Source organism: Colwellia sp. BRX10-1 (assembly GCF_014077545.1).
Taxonomy (GTDB): domain Bacteria; phylum Pseudomonadota; class Gammaproteobacteria; order Enterobacterales; family Alteromonadaceae; genus Colwellia_A.
This window is the reverse complement of sequence record NZ_JACGWC010000002.1, coordinates 164,015-183,608: the sequence shown is the minus strand read 5'-3', so window position 1 is coordinate 183,608 and position 19,594 is coordinate 164,015. Positions and strand designations below refer to the sequence as shown.

The window sequence follows — 19,594 nt, the reverse complement described above, 5'->3', positions numbered from 1 at the left end:
AATATGTTATTCCTCTTCATCTACTTCTTTAAATCTTTTTGCCACATCATTTTTCTTATAAACCTGCTCCATAATAGGTTCAAAAGAGTTAGGGTGGATATTACCAATAATATTGACAAATACCGCCTCATTATCTGAAAGTGACAGTACAACTAAACCATCAATTACTTCACCGTTTGACTTGATGAACATCAGTGAGTAATCAGTTGATTCATCATCATTCATTCTTACTACATGTTGCCAACCATCGGCACGTAAATTAGCTTGAGTTTCAATGAAATTATCTTTAAACAACTCACTGTTTTTTTCAACGTTATAAACACTTATACGAACACCATCTACGTCATCCAATAAAGCATCAATTTCAGGGTCTTCATCGGCATCAATAACCCAACGTGCTGTGCCAATGGCTAATGGACCTAAAGACAAATTTATTTCGCTGTCAGCTTGCCACCAATAAGGTGATTCAATATCGGCATAGCCAGCATGACTGTGAAGTCCCCCTGCGGTAATGCCGCACCCGGTTAAGAAAAAGCTTGCTGCAATTGCTAATAGCAAGGTCACTTTCTTTAAAAAATAGTGAGATAGTTTCATGGTTTACTCGTTATTTTAAGTCAATATCAATGTTAAGTGATTTGGTTACTTTATTAATTTGTGCCGGGTCTATTTCACCAACAATGTTAATAAATACCGCTTCTCGGCCGTCCTTATCACTTTTATTGTTAATAACCATAACCACTAAACCATCCATAAGGTCATCTGTGATTTTGGTGAATACTCGTACCTTTTCATCTTCTTCATTGACCGAGACAATAGGTAACCAGTTTTTAGATTGAATATCTTTGCTGACCTTTGCGATTAAATCTATTGCCGGTTGATCGCTACCTTTCATATTATAGATTTGTACACGAACGGCTTTTAATTTGCTGATTAACTCTGATGCTTCTGGATCAGACAGATTAATTTTGCTAATAAAACCTAACATGGTTTTATTTAAATTAACCATCACTTTAGGTTCACCATAAACTGAGTTAAGACTGGCAAAGTCTACATAACCTCGTTCTTTGGTAATGTCGTCGGCAGAAGCTGAACTGCTCATTAATAATGATGAACTAAAGAAAATAAGTGCTGATAATAATTTTTTCATGATGTTTCCTTAAAATGATTAAGTGGTTTAAATAAACCTTGGTTCAATGGTTGTTGTATATTTTCGTCAAATGTTTGCTTTATTTGCTCTGTTGATATTTTTTTAGCGAATGATATATATTGCAAAGCGATTGCTAACTCTTGCTCAGCATGTTGTATTTCTGCCAGTGATGGATGTTTATTTATAGGATCACTTAGTATATTGGTGTTGAGTAAAGCAACAGCGGTAACGGTTGCGGCTAGCGCACTAAGTTTTTTCCAGCTAGGTGTAAAGTAACCAAAAATCACATGACTGCTTTTTTCAGTTTTGCTAATGCCCTGTAACTTGTTTTTCAAATCGGCTGATAAAGGCTGCAAACCTATGTCATTTAAATGTTTTTCAATATGTAACGCTGTTTCCAACTCAGCAATTTGTTGGTTACTAAGTTGTTCATTAGTTGATTCACTGCTCTCGGACAATACTCTTGCTAGCACACGGGTGTCAGCTGAAAGGTCATTGTTCGCTAAAAAATCATCTAATGGTTTCTGCCATGATTCTTTATTATTCATGGGTATACCCCTTTAAATTATTTCGCAATTCACGTCGTGCACGATGTAAATAGACTTTTACTTGGCTGGTGGTTAAGTTAAGTGATTTCGCCGCAATACTTTGGCTGTTTTGTTGTACATCACATAACATAATCAACGAACTATAGGGTTCTTTTAAACAAGCAATCGCCTCACTTAACCAATGACTTAATTGTTGGTGCTGTAAATTCCCTGCCGGTTCTTCATGTTTTTGTGTCACTTGATGCTCTTCTTCAACTTGGCTGAATTCCTTACGCTTACGCAATTTATCAATACAAGCATTACGGGTTACCGTAGATAGCCAAGCCGATACTTTTTCAATATCTACTTGTTGGATGTTATTCCATAAACGCGTAAAAACATCTTGTGTAATATCTTCCGCTTCATGTTTATCACGTAAAATATACAAAGCTAACGAATAGATTCGTTGCTGATGTTGTTCGAGTATTTTATTAAATTTATTTCCTTTCATAGTTATAATTACGCACTACTTTGCGAAAGGTTACAAATTAAGTATTTTATTTTTAATTTATTCTAAAAAGAATCGTTAAAGTGATTGGTATGATAAATAGGTCACTATAACTAATAGGGCGAAATTACTGGTGATACAGAGGTTAATCACCTTGTTATAGCTAAGTATGAGTCTATGGATAAAATAAGATTAAGTAGAAAACTTTTATGAATAAGGTTAATCGAGTCGATTAAAGCCAACTTTTAGTGATGGCCATTATAATTACGACAGGTGTTTTTTATATTTTATTGAATTTTAGACATAAAAAAACCGATGAAAACAAGTTCATCGGCTGGATAGCTTTGGGGAAGCTAAAATATAAAATTATTACAACAGGTGCTCACTAAAAGAGAACAAAATCATTATAGAGTAACAACTCTATAAGTGTAAAGTAAAAAGTGAAGTAATTACTCAGTTTTTTGTTTTTTTCGGTTTTTGATACTTTTAAACTGGTTAATATCGTCGGGAATGAGAATGTTCTCGGTAGTCTCATATAGGGTCAAATTCTCATGTGACTACGCATAATGTTTGATACTACCAATCACCAAATGAGATTGGCTTTTAATGCTCAATCTGGCATGAATAACTAAATACGAATAAATCAACAAATGCTTGATCTACCTAATGCTAAATGTATTATGGTTTTTATATACTACCTCGTTGTTTTTAAATAAAAATGTACAAACGTACTTAGTACTTCGAAAATAACGTATTAAGCCAAATATGCAGAGATAGATATAGATTTCTAATCGAACAAAGGAACAAGGTTTTACCTTAATTGAGTTGGTAGTAGTAATTGTAATTTTGGGGATCTTAGCTGTTACTGCTGCACCAAAATTTATAGATATTAGTTCAGATGCTAACAAGGCTGTACTAGAATCTATGGGAGGGACTCTTATCTCAAGCTCCAAGCTAGTGTATGGAAAGTCGATAGTTCAGGGGATACAAAACCAAGCTTTAACAAACATTGATATTGATGGTGATGGGAATGATGATATTGAGATTAAGTATGGTTACCCTAGTGGCAATAGAACAACGGGAATAGCTAATGCAGTGAATCTTGGAGAAGACTGGGCATATGGTGATACTTTCGGTGGAGGGTCTTTCTATTTAACTCGTTCGTCTTTAGTTGGATTCAGTGGTATTACTAATAATAATATACCTATCACAGGAACCAAATGCTATTTGACCTACAAGGCACCAACAGTAATTGACCTATTACCAACAATTACATATACAACGAACGATTGTTAACAGAAATAATCAACAATTAACAAGCTGTCTAACTAAGTCAGAAAGGCTTCTGTTAGTGATCAGTTGTCGTTAAAATCCGCCACTAGAGCATGTCAACTAAGCGGACAAAATGATCATATTCTTATCTCACTAAGTGCCCCATAGTGAGATAGAAAACCCGTAAAGGCATAATATGTCTAACATCTACTTCAGGCTCTGAACCGCCCTTAATAACTCAAAAGCTTAATGTTAACAAAGATACGGTAGCTGGCGTTAGCCTTGGCTTCTCTAACGACAAGTAATCCAAAAAATCGGTCATTAGTTTAATTGGTAAATTATGCGTTTAATCAAGTAGAGTCAATAAAAAACCGACGATAATATAACTTATCGACGGTTTTATTTTAAAGGAACTTTATTAGGGATTGGGTGCCCATCCCCTAGACATCGGCATTAAATAATATAGCTTACATAAATCATTCATTCGATCGTGCCTTATCAAATATGATACTGGTAAGATTTTAGTCTGCATAAATCACTGGTAAATGACGAGCTGTTTCGTAAGTTATTCTTTTGTAAGGGATCACTATAACCAATACTGTAGGGTATTGGTCAAAGTAAGTATTAAGGGAGAGGGATACGCTGTAATAGATATTTTAGAGAGATATCTTTGATTTTTTAAATGTAATTTTATAGCAATTGTTACATTGATATTTAAATTCATTTCTATGGTTGAAATGTTTTTCTGTCCAACTTCGCTGGACCCTCATAACAGGTAATTCATTCTCGCAAAATTTACATTTATTCATAATTAATCCTTTAATTTATTATATGTGTGTCGATGGTAAACACTGAAATGACCAAAAAACATCAAAACTTGTAGCGTGGAATGAGTAGGATTGAAACCTTATTACCACTTTGCTCAACTAACCATGAAGTTGAGCGAAGTGCACTAAATCCATTTAGGCGAAAACTGTGCAACCAAAAATACAAAATATTCTATGCCGCTGAAGATACCATAAAAACGAATAAAAATGAATAAAAACAAGTACAAAGACCTCCTATCTTACAAGTTAACCAACCAATGTAACGAGGTGGTTAATTCAGTGTTATTATTAATAATAAAATGATGGGTCGAGGTAAGCTTTTCGAGGGGGTCACCTTTGAATGATCAACGTAATCCTCTGCTTCGCCAATATTATCGAAGTGGTAGAGCAAAAATTAACAAAAAAATTAAGAAGAAAAATTAACAAGACACTCATCTTTAATTATTTAAGAAGTACCATCAAATAACCTAGGGTACTTCTTATTGATGAAAACCTAAAAGCCTAAAATTTTATTAGCTAGTTGAAGTAAATCTGGCGCACTGTAATCCGCTTTTTCGACTAACTCGAACTGAAACATACCTGGACGTTCTATAAATCCGGTTTGCATTCCAGCTTTAGCTGCTCCAGCAACATCCCAACCATGTGCAGCAATCAACATCGCGTCACCAGCCTCAACATTCATTTGCTTTAAAGCCCACTCGTAAACACGTAAATCAGGCTTAAAAATTTGTAATTCTTGGACTGTTAATGCGCCATCAAAATATTCGGTTAATTTAGCGTTCTTAAGTTGACTGGCAATACCTGCATCTGACGAATTAGTGAGAGTGACCAATTTTATGCCACTATCTTTAAATTTCTTTAAACCAGCAATAACATCAAGGTGTGGTTGTAAGTCTCTAAATGGCGTTTTAATTGCTAAGGTTGCTTCTTCTTTTGTCAAAAAAATATCATTTTGCTTTGCAACTAGTTGTAATGCAGCAATGCCTATTTCGCCAAAGTGATGGTAATCATTAATTGCATTAGTGACTAAAGAATAGTGGAACATAGTAGTAAACCAACTAGCTACTAAATCATCTCGTCCTTTTAAGGCAACTGTCACAGACTTAGCCACATTACCTAAATCAAGTAGGGTTTCATTCACATCAAAAAAGATAACGCTAGGTAAGGTACTGTGCATCTTATGAAATGTCTCTACCTCTTTCGCGATAGAGGTTATAGACAAAAATACAGAAAATAATAATACGTAAAGTTTTAATTTCATTTAAACACCTGTTAAATAATATAACCGTAACTATATGGATTACATCCATATAGTAAATAGACAGCGAGTAATTATTCATTTGAACCTTGTCATTGTTTTGCTAAAAAATAATAGGGCCATTAAAAACTTGCTATATTGTGATTTCGATGGGTATAGGCAACTATGACCATAGAAGACTTCAAAAATTTTTATACTGTGAGCAGGGCTCACAAACTTATCCATTATCCTCATCAGAACTCATTGAGTTATAGATAAAACTCAAAATTAATATACGTTAGGCTAATAAGACCGTAATGAATTTTTTTATTTCATATATAAAAAATTAAATTTAAAACAATGTATTGAAAGTTATTTTGTTAGTTTCGGAGTTAATGAGGTCTATGGCTATCTAACAAAAAATCAACAGACACTCATCCTAAATTGAACAAGTTTTCCCTTTGTACTACGCTAAAGTAATCAAGCTACTTTATCTTAGGTGAGTTATGGCCACGCCAAGGAAGCAACAAATCAGTTTAGTAGACACGCCCTATTATCATTGTGTGGCGCGTTGTGTTCGACGCGCTTTCTTATGTGGTGAAGATACCTTTTCAGGTCAAAGCTTTGAGCACCGGCGAGGTTGGGTAGAAGACAAACTGCATTTTCTGACGCAAGTCTTTGCGATTGAGGTTTGTGCCTATGCGGTGATGAGTAATCACTATCATGTGGTGTTATTTATTGATGAAGAAAAAGCGAAGCAGTGGACAATGACTGACGTACTTGTGCGTTGGCACCGCATACACAAAGGCACGTTACTGACCAAACAATATTGCAACGGTGACCGCTTAGCTCAACCCTTACTTGATGAGGTTAATGCAACCGCTGAGGTCTATCGAAAGCGCCTGATGAAAATCAGTTGGTTTATGGGGTATATCAATGAAAGTATTGCAAGAGCGGCTAACCAAGAAGATAACTGCACCGGTAGATTTTGGGAAGGACGCTTTAAATCCCAAGCGTTATTAGATGAAGCAGCGTTAGCGTCTTGTATGGCCTATGTTGATTTAAACCCTATTCGAGCCAATATCGCAAAGACACCAGAAAGTTCAGCCCACACGAGCATAAAACGTCGTTGTAAAGAGGCAAAAAAGGGCCAACAGCCCAAGACCCTGCTCCCCTTTATTGGTAACCCCAGGAAAAACATGCCAAAGGGCCTACCTTTTGAACTCGCCGACTATCTTCAATTAATTACGTTAACTGGCCGCTGTATTAGCGGAGATAAACGGGGTTTTATCGAACAAAAACAACCTGAGATACTCAAGCGATTGAATATCTCAGCGGACAACTGGTTAATCATCACCACCGAATTTAGAACACAATTTCATGGTGCTATCGGCCACGAAGATGTGCTGAGTGACTACTGCGAGCATCAGCAATTAAAGCGACGACATAACTTAAGCCATTGCAATAAACTCTTTGCTTGAAAACATTAAAACAGGTGTGAATTATAAAGCCATGATTTTGGAGAAATAGCCTTGCCAAGAAATTATTATTTTGGGAGCAAATTGACTACATCTTTCTTTAACACACGAATATATTGTTAAATATCTCTTATAGCTGAGGACTCCATAAATGTTGAAGTTTATTTGTCATCTATTTAGCTTTTTAACATGAGTGTCATGTTAATTACTTTTAAGTGAGTGTCCTAAATTAATGCTATTTTTTAAGTGAGTGTCTCTAAATTGATGGTTTAATGCGTCACGAGTGGGGCTGTATTTCTTGTAATTTTTGCTTCATAAAATCGATAAAAATTCGGTTCTTATTGGGTAAATATTTACTTTGTACATACTGCAAACAAATATCACCTTGGTAATTACCTTGTAACCGCCAATCTTCCAAAAGTGGAATTAGCTTGCCACTGCTAATGCCCTGTTGTGCGATATAATCAGGCAGAGAGCCAATACCAAAGCCCTGTTCAATAGCGTCTCGACGCATTTCACTGTGGTTAAGTAAATATGAACCAGTGACTTGTACGCTTGTTTGTTGATTTTTTTGACTAAATCGCCACCGGCTATCTGACATATTTTCACCTAAGCAAAGGCAGGGTAAATTTTTTAAATCGTCGGGGTGTGTTGGTAGCGGATGGTTAGCTAGAAAATCAGGACTGGCACATAACACTTGTTCACTGCGACCAATTTTAACGTTGACCAAAGCTTCAATCGGGTTGTCATTGATATGAATTAAGAAATCAACACCGTCATGAATAGGATCTAAAATCCGGTCAGTTACTTTTAAATGCAATTGAATATCAGGGTAGCACTTTAAAAACTCGACAAAGAGTGGCCGCAATACTCGATTGGCAAGTGATTTTGGTGCCGCCACCCTCAACAATCCACTAACCGTTGATGTTGTCGAGCTACTGGCATTAACGGCTTGCTCTGCTGACTCTATCATTTGTTTACAATAATTAAAGGTTAATGTTCCTGACTCTGTTAACGCTAGTTGCCGTGTAGTGCGTTGTAATAGTTTTATGCCTAAAGCATCTTCTAATCGGCTAATTTGGCGACTTACCGCTGAGGGTGTTACCCCAAGTTTTATAGCCGCTTTACTAAAGTTGCCCTGCTCAACGACAGTTACCAAAATAGCCATGTCAGACAATAAGGGGATTAGTTTATTTGTGTCCATCAAGCACAAGTCCTTTTACAAATAGGTGTATTGTTTTAAATTTCTCATAGATTAACATAGCTGCACAGTAACAAGTGAGTTGCTATGAGACTATTTTAAATGATGAGAGAGAAATATGGAGTTGTTAATAAGTACTTACATGACAGAAATTATTGCGGTAAGCACCATCGCTATTTTTATGGCTATGTTGCCTGGTGCTGATTTTGTCATGGTGACTCGCACGAGTATCTATAATGGCCGTTTATCGGGGTTATATATGAGTTTAGGTATGTGTTTATCAGTTTGTATACATGCTAGCTATTCGATTGCAGGATTAGCGGTTGTGATTGCAAACTCCGCCTGGTTATTTGCGACAATCAAATATTTAGGAGCGGCTTACCTTATTTATATTGCCTGGCAGTTATTAACAACACGTGATCTGTTAAATAATGATCACAACAATCAAACAGCAGCAATGTCGCCTTTTAACGCGATGCGTCGAGGCTTTACCTGCAACATATTAAATCCGAAAACATCTATCTTCTTCTTAAGTATTTTTACGCAAGTTGTTTCTGTAGATACTCCGCTAATAATGCAAGTAAGTTATGGGATAATTATTATGTTGGCTCATTTTATTTGGTACAGCGGTGTGGCGTTATTGTTATCACACCCTAATATAATGCCTCGTTTCAATCGTCACAAACAAAAAATAGATAAAGTCGCAGGATTCATATTGATGATAATTGCTATAAAGCTCATTTTAATGAACGCTGTTTAAGCAATAATTTCTCTGGCATTTATTTAGGTTTGCCAACTTATATCAGCCTTCCAGTTATTTGCCCTTAGCCCTCACTTTACGTTTTAATGATTTAGCTAAGGCTATTACACCCTCGATAATGGCTTTGGCAGTGGAGAATGTGCATACAATGTATTTGATAACTATTTACACTTTGCAGGCGTTCTTTTTGTGTAATATTTTATATTAAGCAAATTGGCTTATTAAACCTCTTAAGTTTGATTTAAGTCATTAATAGCATTACATTGATTATACATGGCTAAAAAATAAACATATTTATGGATTAAATGTGGCTGAATCTTTGATATCAGAACTGAAAAGGCGAAATGTTTTCAAGGTTGGGATTGCCTACCTTGTTCTTGCTTGGGTTGTTGTTCAAATCACGTCAATTGCTGTTCCGGCATTACACTTGCCTAATTGGATAAATACTGCGGTATTTTTTTTTGGTCTTATTGGTTTTCCTTTTGCTCTTTTTTTTGCTTGGGCGTTTGAAATAACCCCCGACGGTATCAAGCTTGAATCCGCCATATCATCTGGAGATTCTACTGCTGCTCTTACGGGTCGTAAATTAGATTTTATCATTATTGGCCTTATGGCAATTGCCTTGATTTACTTTATTTATGAGAGTCGTTTTCAATCACCAACGGCTTTAGTCTTGCCAACAGAACAAGCTGAAGTTATTGCCCAAGTTTCCATCAAAGTTAATGCAAATAATCCATTAATATCAGAGCCAAAGGGTACCTCGATTGCTGTACTTCCTTTTGTAAATATGTCTTCTGATAAAGAACAAGAATACTTTTCCGATGGTATTTCAGAAGAAATATTAAATGTATTAGCAAAAATACCGAAACTACAAGTAACCTCTCGTTCTTCGGCGTTTGCCTATAAAGATACCAAGATTAATATTTCGGAAGTTGCTAAAATTTTAGGTGTGAAAAACGTACTCGAAGGCAGTGTGAGAAAGTCGGGTGTAAGAGTGCGCATAACCGCTCAGCTCATCAATGCTGAGACAGATAAACACTTGTGGTCTGAGTCATATGATCGCGAGCTTGATGACATCTTTCAAGTACAAGATGAAATATCAGCAGAAATTGTCGATGCACTGAAGGAAACCTTAGGCATATCATTAGTTAAGACAGTATCTTCTGCGCAAACTATCAACCCTAAAGCTTATGATTTATATCTGCAAGGCCTAAGGGGACTTCATACCTATACCTTTGAAAGTTTAGATAATGCCGCTGCTGCTCTTGAGTTAGCAACAGACATTGCCCCCGAATTTTTGATGGCGCGCATTAAGCTGGCAGAAACATATGCTCGTCAAATTATTACGGGTAGTCGCTTTGATTGGCTAATACTTGATAAGGCAGAAGCGCTAATTAAAGAAGTACTTAGCATTAATCCAAACTCTGCTGAAGCTTATTTTGTTCGGTCATTAATTATAAAAACAGATCGTAAGTTACGTAATCAGTATGCAAAAGAAGCTTATCGGCTAAATCCTAATAATGTCGATATCATCATAAGGCATGCACAATCAAATGGTGCTGAAATGGGAGAAGATAACGCCAGGGCTTTATTTGAAAGGGCTCAAAAAGTTGACCCACTTAATGCTGATTTACCGTATTTTTTTGCAGTATATTTAGTACAAACATTACAAAAATATTCAGAAGCGGAACAAACGCTTAAACAAGCTATTAAGGTTAACCCGAAGAATACTTTTTATCCTTTTTATTTAGGACAAATATATGCACAGCATATGGGGCAAATTGTTGATGCTATTAAGCTCGCTGAAAATGGTGCAAGGTTAGACCCTAACGACCCTTATTTTCCTCAAGCACTTTCGATCTACTATTTATCTTTGGGATCTGGTCTTAAGTCTCTTGAATATGCAGAAAAGGCAATGTCGATTAATGCCAATAACGCTGAAATTATCAATCAAAAAGTGAACAGTCTTATTTATCTTGGGCAAACCGCTAAAGCGTTAATACTCATTAACGATACCATAGCCGATGCTAATACGGTATATCCCAGTAAACAACTCAAAGAGCGCTTCATTACTGGTGCCATATACTTATTACTCAAGCAGCAAAAATTTGCCGATGCAGAGGCATTGATTAATCTACATATCCCGGGGATAAATGAATGGGTTAATCAACCACCCCCCGCAACATTGAATGCTATAGAAAATGTAAATGGTATTTTGCTACTTGCCTGTGTTTATAAAGCACAAGGTCAGTTAGCCAAAGTTGAAAAGCTTATTGAGGGAGTAAAGGGACGAGATGAGTCTTTTTATCTTACAGGTCAAGCACGCTTGTTGGGTATTGAATACATGAACCTTGCTATCAGTAGCTCACTCGAAAATAACGATGAGCAGACGATTAAGTACCTCGAAGCTGCCATTGATAATGGTTATTTATATAATTGGCGTGCTAACTTATTACAATCACCTTATTTTATCGATCTAGCGCAACAGCCAAGGTTTACGGCATTAATAGGACGATTAGAAACTGAAATGCTAAAACAAATAACGGTACTTAAGCAATAGTTAAGATTTTGATATAACGATATTTATACTCTTGTCTGTATAGCGTGAAGTATTTCTATAGTTAAATCAGAAATTTTTGTGGCAGAACGTTTGGTTTATGGCTGATATCACTAAGGCGAAATCAGCCATATAATCGCAATGTGATTGGTACAGTGCGAATAATGCGATTATTTTTATTCATCTTGCAATGCAATAGCAGCCATTTTCATAGTACTTTCAAAAGTTTCTGCTCCGGCTATGAAAAGGCCATTATGACAGAACATTGCATCGTCAATACCGGTTACGGCTTTTAGCGCATCATCAGATAAGCCAGCCCATGCTTGAGGTAGTGATTTTCTATCTTCGAATGAACCCGGTTCAACAGGCACTGTTTGAATTCTCCAAGGACCAGAGCCAGAAGGATAAACCATATATAAAGCTTGTGCAGACAGAGCATGAACGGTTCTTTTCCATGGCGTATATTTATCTAAAACAATCACTCTTGGATCTTCTGCATTCTCAATCGCTTTAGCGACAATTTCTTTTGCACTAATTCCGCCATTTTCAGAGGCAATAAACCGTGTCAAAATACGTGTCGCAAACTCAACCGCCTCATCAAAACAGCTATCAAAGTGACTATCTTCTTGCCAAGTAGGGTTGAACATTGAAATCGTTTGGCTAAGGCTAATACCTTGGTTTATACCTTTAGAAGAGCCTTCGGTATAGCCACAATCAATAGCGTCAATTGTTGAAACTAGCCCTGCATCAACAGCGTTAGCTACGTCTTGGTTACCCTGACATATTTCTAAGCCATATTTCAACCAAACCAAGCCAAATGAAGAATAAGGAATTCCATTTTCGCGCTCACCGGCACCACCACGCTGATGGTGATCGAATCGACCTGCATCTGCGTTATATTCACCACCAACATCAATAACAAGATCTGCTTTACCCATAACCTCTAAATTGCGTGTGCGTATGAGGTTAAAGTTAGGAAAAATGTGTTTAAGAGCAGCGATACTAAACACGTCATCTGCATGAAAATTACCGTTGTGAGTTGCTATAGTTATATCATTCATTTTTTATATCATTTTAGAAAGGAATAAGAAGATGTTGCTAGTTAACTTCACTATTTTGACTGGCCGATTTGGGACAACGTCAAGGTGTAGAAATTATAAGGCAGATTCTATACGAAGACAGCTCACAAAAATAGTGGGCTTTTAATAACACTAGTTTTCAATAGCGGTGCAAAAATCAATAAAGAACAATAATATCCTTGTTAATAATGTTGATTGAATCTGCGTTTAGCTAAGGGGAATGATAGGGGGTATTTTCTAAATTGGGCTTAAAACGCATCATCTTCGCTGTAAATATTAACATCAAGATCACCGTCCATGCTTTCTGAAACTAAAAAAATTATTGGTTTACAGCAAACTTGGCAATCTTCAATATACTGCTGGTCTACGTCGGCTGAATCAATGAGTACTTTAATTGTTTCGCCACAATAAGGACATCCTATGCGCTTTTTAGTCAATTGATTCAATTGTTACGGTTTCCTATAATTGTCAGTAATATAATCATTTATTATCGAGAGTTATTTTAAATGATAGGTGGGAAAGGTGTCATGATAAAGCCATATTCAAGCATAACTCAACGCTATGCCTGAATACTGGTAATTAACCAAAATGATTAAAAACGATTTTGTTACCATCTAAATCACGAAAGTAAGCACCATAAAATACGTCAGGTATACGCTGCCCTGGTTCTCCATCACAAGTCGCACCTAAGGCAATGGCTTTATGATACATTTCATCGCACTGCTCTTTTGAGCCCGGCGCAATAGCAAGCATATTGCCGTTACCACAGTTTTGAGGCGCTTCATTATAAGGTACACAAATAGCGAGCATGGGCTCTTTCATACTTTTACCAATAAATATAATGCGTTCCATTTTTATTAACGTTTTAGCGCCTATAGGTGCCAAGAGTTCATTATAAAAGGCTTCTGATTTTTCTAAATCGGTTACACCGATGGTGGCATAGCTAAGCATATCTATTCCTTTTTAATTATGATTAAGGTGATTCATTTTAAGTAGAATGTTAACTACAACAGGTTAACCAAATCATGTCAATAACGCTTGTTTATTCAGATATTATGGGATGAATTTATAACTCGTACAATATGATGAATATTAACTATTTTAACAACGTGGCTAACTATTTATTGGTATTTAGCAATGATTTTCTCAATGCTTTTATTATCAATCATTTGTTGTAATGCTTTATTTAATTTTGGTAAAAGTTCAAGTTTTGTTGGGTGTACACGCATCATAACTTCTACCGAGCTCACCACGTCTCCAACGACAATATCACTTAAAGTTGGAAGATGTCTTTTCATATATTGTATTGAGGATTTACTGATAAAAATTTGGTCAACGCGTTCAGCCAACAATTGCTTAATGAGCAAACTTTCTGATTTATTTAATACCTTGTTGATGTCATTATTGGTAAAGGATGCCTCAAACCTAGGATAAGTAAAGCCTCTAACTATGCCTACTTTGTGTCCAAATAAATCTCTTGGTCCTTTTACTTCAAATTCATCACCAGAGCGAAAAACAATCACTTCTTCAACACGTTCATAGGCAATGGAATACAAACCTATTTCTTTTGAATTACTGCGCCAAATAGGGTTGATTCCGGGTTCAATATCAACACGGCCAAGGTCAAATTCAAGCATAGCTCTAGCGGCTGGCATTTTAACCATTATAAAAGTATCGCCGGTAATTTCTCCTATTTGGTGAAACATGTCGGCAAATATGCCTGATATTGTAGCCTTGCCTTGTTGATCTATTGTAGAGATATTGTGTGGAGGATTGGCAGGATCGTAAGAAATCACCTTATAGGTATCAGCGATGAGTGGCCATGATGTGATAAGAAGGATATTAATAAAGCATAACTTTATTTTACAACTTAGAGTCATTTTACTTTCTTTTCAATCGGTGATCTTACAATAAACATAGCAGAATATGGGTAGTTAAGGGAATAAATCTCATGGTGAAATTATAAATATTTAATGGGTTTTAATCCTGCTAAGTTTGTGGTGCTATGGCAGACAGCTTAATCGTTATAAGGTGAACTGATTGAACTGTATCGCCAAAGTGATACTGCGAAATAATAGTAATCTTCGCTAAAGCTTAGCTAATATAGCCATATTTTCAAGTTGTCGTTTTTTAAGTGATTGAAATAATGATAAAATATATAAGGAATAAACTTTGCAAGATAGCATTTTTATTTAATGAATAATGAGACAACCTAACCATGAATATAAACCTTTGGGTATTTTTAAGTATCGCTGTGATTTTTTTAGTGAGTTTTTTAATTATTTTGGTATTAAGTACCAATAAAAAGAAAATAAAAGAATTAGAAGTAGAAGCGTTGAAATTAGAAAAAGCTAATTTAGAGACAGAAGTCGCGGCAGCGGTTAATAAAACACTGGGTGACCAATTAAGTCGAATAGAGGTATTGGAAGCTATCGTTACCGATAAAAACTACAACCTAAACGAAAAAATAACTCGATTATAAAGAGTAATCCTATTAATTTTTTCTAATACATTAATAGTATGAAATATTGATGTATTAGCGGTTAAGACAGACTACCAGCAGGTAAAAATATGCGATCAGCTAATCGCCATAGAAGGATGCAAAATTTCTGGCTGTCGGCACACTAAACTAAAGCATTAATGAATAAGTCCAAAGGGCAGTGATTACACTTTATACTCCTTAATACCGATGGTTCAGAATATTCGACGAGTTTGTTGCTAGAATAAGGTGTTTGGTTAATCTTTTAGGCCTATTTTTTTTAATAAGACCATCATTGGGCACCATTTAGTAAATGATGACTGTATTAAGTTGACCGCAATAAAAGCAGTAAACCATAACCAGTTTATTGATAATGTTACGGTTAAAATAAGTGAAATAAGTATCATTGTGCCTGCTATTAGTCTTAATGCATCGTTCTTAGTCATGGTAACTCCGTGATATTGGTATGGTTAAATTAGTATTACAGTAGATTATATTAGGTTTTATTAAATTAGCAAATACTAATGTATGTTGTTGGCGCAATTTATGGTGGTTATGCGGCGGCCATGGCGGCGTTAAAAACACCTGACTTATTTTGGTACGCAGTCAGTTTTGCCGGAGTGAGCGACCTTCGAAATATTTTTTTTAAGAGTCGTTACTACACTAATAAGAAATTTGTAGAACACCAAATGGGTAAAGATGTTGACACTTAATCGCCCGTTCACCGTTTTATCAGGCAAAGCGAATTAATATACCTATGTTATTATTCTATGGTGCCAGCGATACCTTGGTTAATGTTCGTCAAAGCCAAAGATTTTACCAGAAGCTATTAGACTTAAATAAGCCAGTTGAATATATTGAATTGGCAGACGGCGACCACTATTTGTCTATTCAGCGTAATCGACACAAAGCTTTTACAGCCATTGCCGAATTTTTTAAACAACATTTAGTCAGCCTAAAGTGATGATGTATTCTTAATATAAAATAGGCAAAAGAGCTTAATTATGAAAATTTTATTTTTGGCTAATAAAGATTTAGCGAGTAATTTTGCACTGAATAAACTGCTACCAGAGGTCTGTAAACACCATGAGGTTCATCTGTGGTTATCAGCAAAAGTAGGCAAAAGCAGTGTGATACCAACGCCATTAAAGACGCTAAAGTTTTTCGAGCAAGACTTGTTTAACCAACTGCTAAGTCCGCTAATTCCTAAGACTAAAAGTAATAACGATAGCTATAAAACTTTTGATGGCTTTAGCGTCTTTTTAAATTCAGCGATTCGAGACGTCAAGCAAATTAATTCGCCTGAGATGATTAATGATTTGAAAGAGTTGGCGCCCGAACTTATTGTTTCAATACGCTTTGGTGGCATCCTAAAAGAAAAGGTTATTAATATTCCTACCAAAGGCATTATTAATCTGCATTCTGGCATATTACCTAAGTATAAAGGTGTGATGGCGACGTTTTGGGCAATGAAAAATAACGACGATAAAATAGGTACGACACTGCACACCATTGACGATGGTTCGATAGATACAGGAAAAATAATCAAGACTTCTACCACACTAGTTAATAGAGAGAAATCTTATTTATGGCATGTGCTTGAGCTTTATAAGCAAGGTGCAACCGATATATTAGCGGCTATTGAAACACTTGAAAATGACGAGTTACTTTGTTCTCAGCCACAAGAAAAGAGTGCTAGCTATTTTACCTTTCCAAATAAAAATGAATGTCTAGACTTTGAACAAAGTGGTTTTAAAATCACCGATGAGCAAGAGTACATTGAATTTATACAACAACATTACCTGTAAGTATAAATTTTAGTTTAACTAATATGTTGTTGCAAATAAAAGGGGGGAGCATTAATAATGCTCCCCCCCTTTAGTCTTTACCATTAATATAATCGCTAATTTATGACGTTCTAAGGATTATAAACAACATCCAAGCTTACACCACTAGCAGCTGAATAGCCGTAAATACCGATATGCCAAGTGTCTGCTACAGGGCTGGTAAATGAACAAACTTCATTATTGCCACCTTTGTATGGGCGACAATCATAAGTTGATGATGTTGGCTGTGCGCCACGTCGAATATATAAATCAGCATCACCAGTACCACCACTCATCGTGAAGTCTAATGTTGCCATGCCGGCTGGTACGTTAATGGTGTAATAAGTCCATGCTTGACGAGCGACACTAATATCCGTTAAAGATGCACTGCCACCGGTTGCTCCGCCACCTGTTGTAGGTTCAGTAAAGCTACCTGTTAAGTTAACACCAGAGAAAGCTGAGTAGGCAACAACTTTCACATAATAAGTGCCCGCTTGTGCCGTACTAATAGGACAACTTTCACTATTACCACCAGCATAAGGACGACAGTCATAGCTAGTACTTGTAGGTGCTGAACCAAATTTAACATATAAATCAGCATCACCTGTTCCACCAGCCATATCAAAGGTTAGGTCTGTTGCACCCGCTGGAACTTCCATTGTAAAGCTAAGTTCAGTACTTGAAGCTAAACCAGTTTTGGTTGTGCCATTACTTAATACATCATCACCAGTTGGTGGCGGTGGTGGTGTTACGCTACCACCACAAGTTGCAGCTAATGCATCAGACGCTGCTTTTGCTTGTACTAAGCCAAAACCTGTCTTGTCATCGCGGCCAGCAACATCAAGATCAATAGCCGTTGATTTTAATGCACTTCGAACTTCGTCAGCGCTACAATCAATGTTATTACTCCAAACAATCGCTGCAACACCTGTAACATGAGGCGTAGCCATTGAAGTACCGTTGTAATAAGCATAGTTTTGCGAGCCGTTAACCGTTAACGTTGCCGCACTGCCTAACTGCGTCAATAATTGCTGACCCAACGCACGACTAACCGAAACACTGGGCACTGAAACAGCGTTAGTAGAATCAACTAAGAATGGATTTTGTAAACCAGGACGAGTACTGTCACTATAAACAATAACACCAGAGGCACCTGCATCAGCACAAGCTTTAGCTGGGTTTATTTCGGGGTAATTACTGCCTTTTTGGTTATCATTACGTTCTGCTAAACAAATATTACCAGCAACATTACTACAGCTGTAGTTACTTCCTGAAAGTGTACAACTTGCTAAAACACCGTTTGCACTGCTATCTACATTGCTTACGATGAAGCTACCACCACTTTCAATGTAATGAGTTTGTGGCACAATATCATTAGCATAAGTTGTTGAACCTAAGTTAATAAAACCTAAGCGACCATCGCCAGCAACGGTTGATAAAACAGCTTCACCAGGCGCAGAAATTTCAACTTGTGGTGTGTATTGAGAAAACTCAGCATGTTGATTGTTGCTATCAAGTGCGCCAACAGCCATAACAGCGTCATAAGAAGCAGGGTAAGATAATGTGGTATTGCCATCATTACCTGAAGCGGCAACTAATAATACGCCAGAATCAGCAGCGGCTTGTAATGCGTTTTTCTCAGTAACACTTGAACCTGCACCACCTAAACTCATGTTAATAACTTTTGCGCCATTATTTACACAAGTATCAACTGCATCACTTAACTCGCCAACATAACCCCAACCCGCTTCATTAAATACTTTAACAATATGCAGATTTACATTGGTGTTTGGCATAATACCAACAACACCTTCACTGTTATTAACACCAGCAATAGTACCGGCTACGTGAGTACCGTGAGACCCCCCGTTTTGATACCAATTTCCAGTACCTGAGTTATTGGTACCTGAAGCATTGTTAGCATTTAAATCAGGATTTGCCTGTTCATAACCAGAATCAATAATACACACGGTCATATTTGCGCCGTCGTTATCAGTTAATTGGTCTGATTGTGTTTGTGCGATACCCCAAGGTTGATTTTGCGCCATTAAAAAGCGTTTGTAATCAGGCTCAATGAACTCAATTGATGAGTCCTTTTTCATGCGGTTGATCATGGTTTTCACATCTTTAATGTTCTTTTCTTTACCAAAAGAAATAATGTGATGACCATTTTTCAAAATCTTTTCGTGTTTTAACGATAAGCCTGCTTTTTTCGCTAATCCTGGAGGGATTGCTTTTCCGTTTTTCTTGTTTTTATATTTAACAATTAAACGATCAGTAAAATCCTGCTTTTCGAGCATTTGTTGTGCACGCCAATCAGCAAAACTTAATGTTGTTGATTGGGCAGATTCCATTCCGCTTTTATTTACTTTATTAATTTTAGCTTGGCTCGCATAACTTGCCGCGCTAGTTACGGTTAGAATAGATAAGGCTACTGCACTGAGTGCAAGGCGTTTGTTATTTCTCATCTGATATAAACTCCATCGTTTATTTTTACGTTTAATTTGAACGTTTGCCTAGGCTACCTTCAACGTATTTTATTATGTATTGCTTTAGTGGGTGAAAACCCATTGCAAAAATAATGGCTTGTTTGCGATATTTTAACTAGCAAACCACAGACTGTTTTTCATAGTAAAGCGACAAGGTGGTTTTTGTTTTTGTAGTTATCTATATGAAACAATAGATTTTATTTTTAT

Annotated in this window: 20 protein-coding genes; 8 read left to right on the top strand and 12 right to left on the bottom strand. The window is 36.5% G+C overall.

Features of this window, described 5'->3' with window-relative positions:
- Positions 1-6 precede the first annotated feature (6 nt).
- Genes H4J75_RS03270 through H4J75_RS03255 form a run of 4 tightly spaced genes read right to left on the bottom strand, consistent with a single transcriptional unit; the run spans position 7 to position 2,185 of the window.
- Entirely contained in the window at positions 7-594 is a 588-nt protein-coding gene (locus H4J75_RS03270; RefSeq protein ID WP_182214501.1) for a DUF4252 domain-containing protein, read from the bottom strand.
- 10 nt (positions 595-604) lie between these two features.
- Positions 605-1,147, bottom strand: a complete 543-nt coding sequence (locus H4J75_RS03265) for a DUF4252 domain-containing protein (protein WP_182221334.1) — start codon at positions 1,145-1,147, stop codon at positions 605-607.
- The gene (locus tag H4J75_RS03260; RefSeq protein ID WP_182221333.1) at positions 1,144-1,695 is read right to left on the bottom strand and encodes a hypothetical protein; all 552 of its coding nucleotides are present in this window, start codon (positions 1,693-1,695) and stop codon (positions 1,144-1,146) included. Before H4J75_RS03260 ends, H4J75_RS03265 begins: the two co-directional genes overlap by 4 nt.
- On the bottom strand, positions 1,688-2,185 hold the full coding sequence (locus H4J75_RS03255; protein ID WP_182221332.1) for an RNA polymerase sigma factor: 498 nt from the start codon (positions 2,183-2,185) through the stop codon (positions 1,688-1,690). The genes H4J75_RS03260 and H4J75_RS03255 overlap by 8 nt, the downstream gene beginning before the upstream one ends.
- 822 nt (positions 2,186-3,007) lie before the next feature.
- Between H4J75_RS03255 and H4J75_RS20370 the strand changes: the two genes are divergently transcribed.
- The gene (locus H4J75_RS20370; protein WP_220465218.1) at positions 3,008-3,478 is read left to right on the top strand and encodes a prepilin-type cleavage/methylation domain-containing protein; all 471 of its coding nucleotides are present in this window, start codon (positions 3,008-3,010) and stop codon (positions 3,476-3,478) included.
- Positions 3,479-4,774: 1,296 nt separating this feature from the next.
- Here the strand turns inward: H4J75_RS20370 and H4J75_RS03245 are convergent.
- On the bottom strand, positions 4,775-5,542 hold the full coding sequence (locus H4J75_RS03245) for a haloacid dehalogenase type II (protein WP_259366365.1): 768 nt from the start codon (positions 5,540-5,542) through the stop codon (positions 4,775-4,777).
- Positions 5,543-6,024: 482 nt separating this feature from the next.
- On the opposite strand from H4J75_RS03245, the gene H4J75_RS03240 reads away from it, so the two are divergent.
- Positions 6,025-6,999, top strand: coding sequence for a transposase (locus H4J75_RS03240; protein WP_182221331.1), 975 nt, complete (start codon positions 6,025-6,027; stop codon positions 6,997-6,999).
- A gap of 274 nt (positions 7,000-7,273) precedes the next feature.
- Here H4J75_RS03240 and H4J75_RS03235 read toward each other — a convergent pair whose 3' ends face one another.
- The gene (locus tag H4J75_RS03235; RefSeq protein WP_182221330.1) at positions 7,274-8,200 is read right to left on the bottom strand and encodes a LysR family transcriptional regulator; all 927 of its coding nucleotides are present in this window, start codon (positions 8,198-8,200) and stop codon (positions 7,274-7,276) included.
- Positions 8,201-8,315: 115 nt separating this feature from the next.
- Between H4J75_RS03235 and H4J75_RS03230 the strand changes: the two genes are divergently transcribed.
- Together H4J75_RS03230 and H4J75_RS03225 are read left to right on the top strand one after the other, a co-directional pair.
- Entirely contained in the window at positions 8,316-8,957 is a 642-nt protein-coding gene (locus H4J75_RS03230) for a LysE family translocator (protein WP_182221329.1), read from the top strand.
- A gap of 307 nt (positions 8,958-9,264) precedes the next feature.
- On the top strand, positions 9,265-11,517 hold the full coding sequence (locus tag H4J75_RS03225) for a hypothetical protein (protein ID WP_182221328.1): 2,253 nt from the start codon (positions 9,265-9,267) through the stop codon (positions 11,515-11,517).
- Positions 11,518-11,690: 173 nt separating this feature from the next.
- On the opposite strand, the gene H4J75_RS03220 is transcribed toward H4J75_RS03225, so the two are convergent.
- The 4 genes from H4J75_RS03220 to H4J75_RS03205 form a co-directional block, all read right to left on the bottom strand.
- Entirely contained in the window at positions 11,691-12,575 is an 885-nt protein-coding gene (locus H4J75_RS03220) for an MYG1 family protein (protein WP_182221327.1), read from the bottom strand.
- Between the two features lie 266 nt (positions 12,576-12,841).
- Positions 12,842-13,039: a CPXCG motif-containing cysteine-rich protein gene (locus H4J75_RS03215; RefSeq protein WP_182221326.1), complete on the bottom strand. Its 198-nt coding sequence runs from the start codon at positions 13,037-13,039 to the stop codon at positions 12,842-12,844.
- Positions 13,040-13,172: 133 nt separating this feature from the next.
- Complete coding sequence (locus H4J75_RS03210; protein WP_070375467.1) at positions 13,173-13,544, bottom strand: VOC family protein; 372 nt, start codon at positions 13,542-13,544, stop codon at positions 13,173-13,175.
- 170 nt (positions 13,545-13,714) lie between these two features.
- Complete coding sequence (locus tag H4J75_RS03205) at positions 13,715-14,473, bottom strand: ABC transporter substrate-binding protein (protein ID WP_182221325.1); 759 nt, start codon at positions 14,471-14,473, stop codon at positions 13,715-13,717.
- A gap of 338 nt (positions 14,474-14,811) precedes the next feature.
- On the opposite strand from H4J75_RS03205, the gene H4J75_RS03200 reads away from it, so the two are divergent.
- Positions 14,812-15,075 (top strand): hypothetical protein, encoded by a 264-nt coding sequence (locus tag H4J75_RS03200; protein WP_070375469.1) that lies wholly within the window; start codon positions 14,812-14,814, stop codon positions 15,073-15,075.
- A gap of 254 nt (positions 15,076-15,329) precedes the next feature.
- Here H4J75_RS03200 and H4J75_RS03195 read toward each other — a convergent pair whose 3' ends face one another.
- A complete protein-coding gene (locus tag H4J75_RS03195; protein ID WP_070375470.1) occupies positions 15,330-15,518 on the bottom strand; it encodes a DUF2892 domain-containing protein in 189 nt (62 codons plus the stop codon).
- A gap of 78 nt (positions 15,519-15,596) precedes the next feature.
- Between H4J75_RS03195 and H4J75_RS03190 the strand changes: the two genes are divergently transcribed.
- From H4J75_RS03190 to H4J75_RS03180, 3 genes are read left to right on the top strand one after another with little or no spacing between them, the layout of a single operon-like run.
- The gene (locus H4J75_RS03190; protein ID WP_182221324.1) at positions 15,597-15,785 is read left to right on the top strand and encodes a prolyl oligopeptidase family serine peptidase; all 189 of its coding nucleotides are present in this window, start codon (positions 15,597-15,599) and stop codon (positions 15,783-15,785) included.
- Positions 15,785-16,036 carry a prolyl oligopeptidase family serine peptidase gene (locus H4J75_RS03185; protein ID WP_310733760.1) on the top strand — a complete coding sequence of 84 codons (252 nt, stop codon included), beginning with the start codon at positions 15,785-15,787 and terminating at the stop codon, positions 16,034-16,036. Before H4J75_RS03190 ends, H4J75_RS03185 begins: the two co-directional genes overlap by 1 nt.
- Before the next feature lie 40 nt (positions 16,037-16,076).
- Positions 16,077-16,880: a formyl transferase gene (locus H4J75_RS03180; protein WP_182221322.1), complete on the top strand. Its 804-nt coding sequence runs from the start codon at positions 16,077-16,079 to the stop codon at positions 16,878-16,880.
- Between the two features lie 110 nt (positions 16,881-16,990).
- On the opposite strand, the gene H4J75_RS03175 is transcribed toward H4J75_RS03180, so the two are convergent.
- Positions 16,991-19,366, bottom strand: a complete 2,376-nt coding sequence (locus H4J75_RS03175) for a S8 family serine peptidase (protein ID WP_182221321.1) — start codon at positions 19,364-19,366, stop codon at positions 16,991-16,993.
- Between the last annotated feature and the right edge of the window lie 228 nt (positions 19,367-19,594).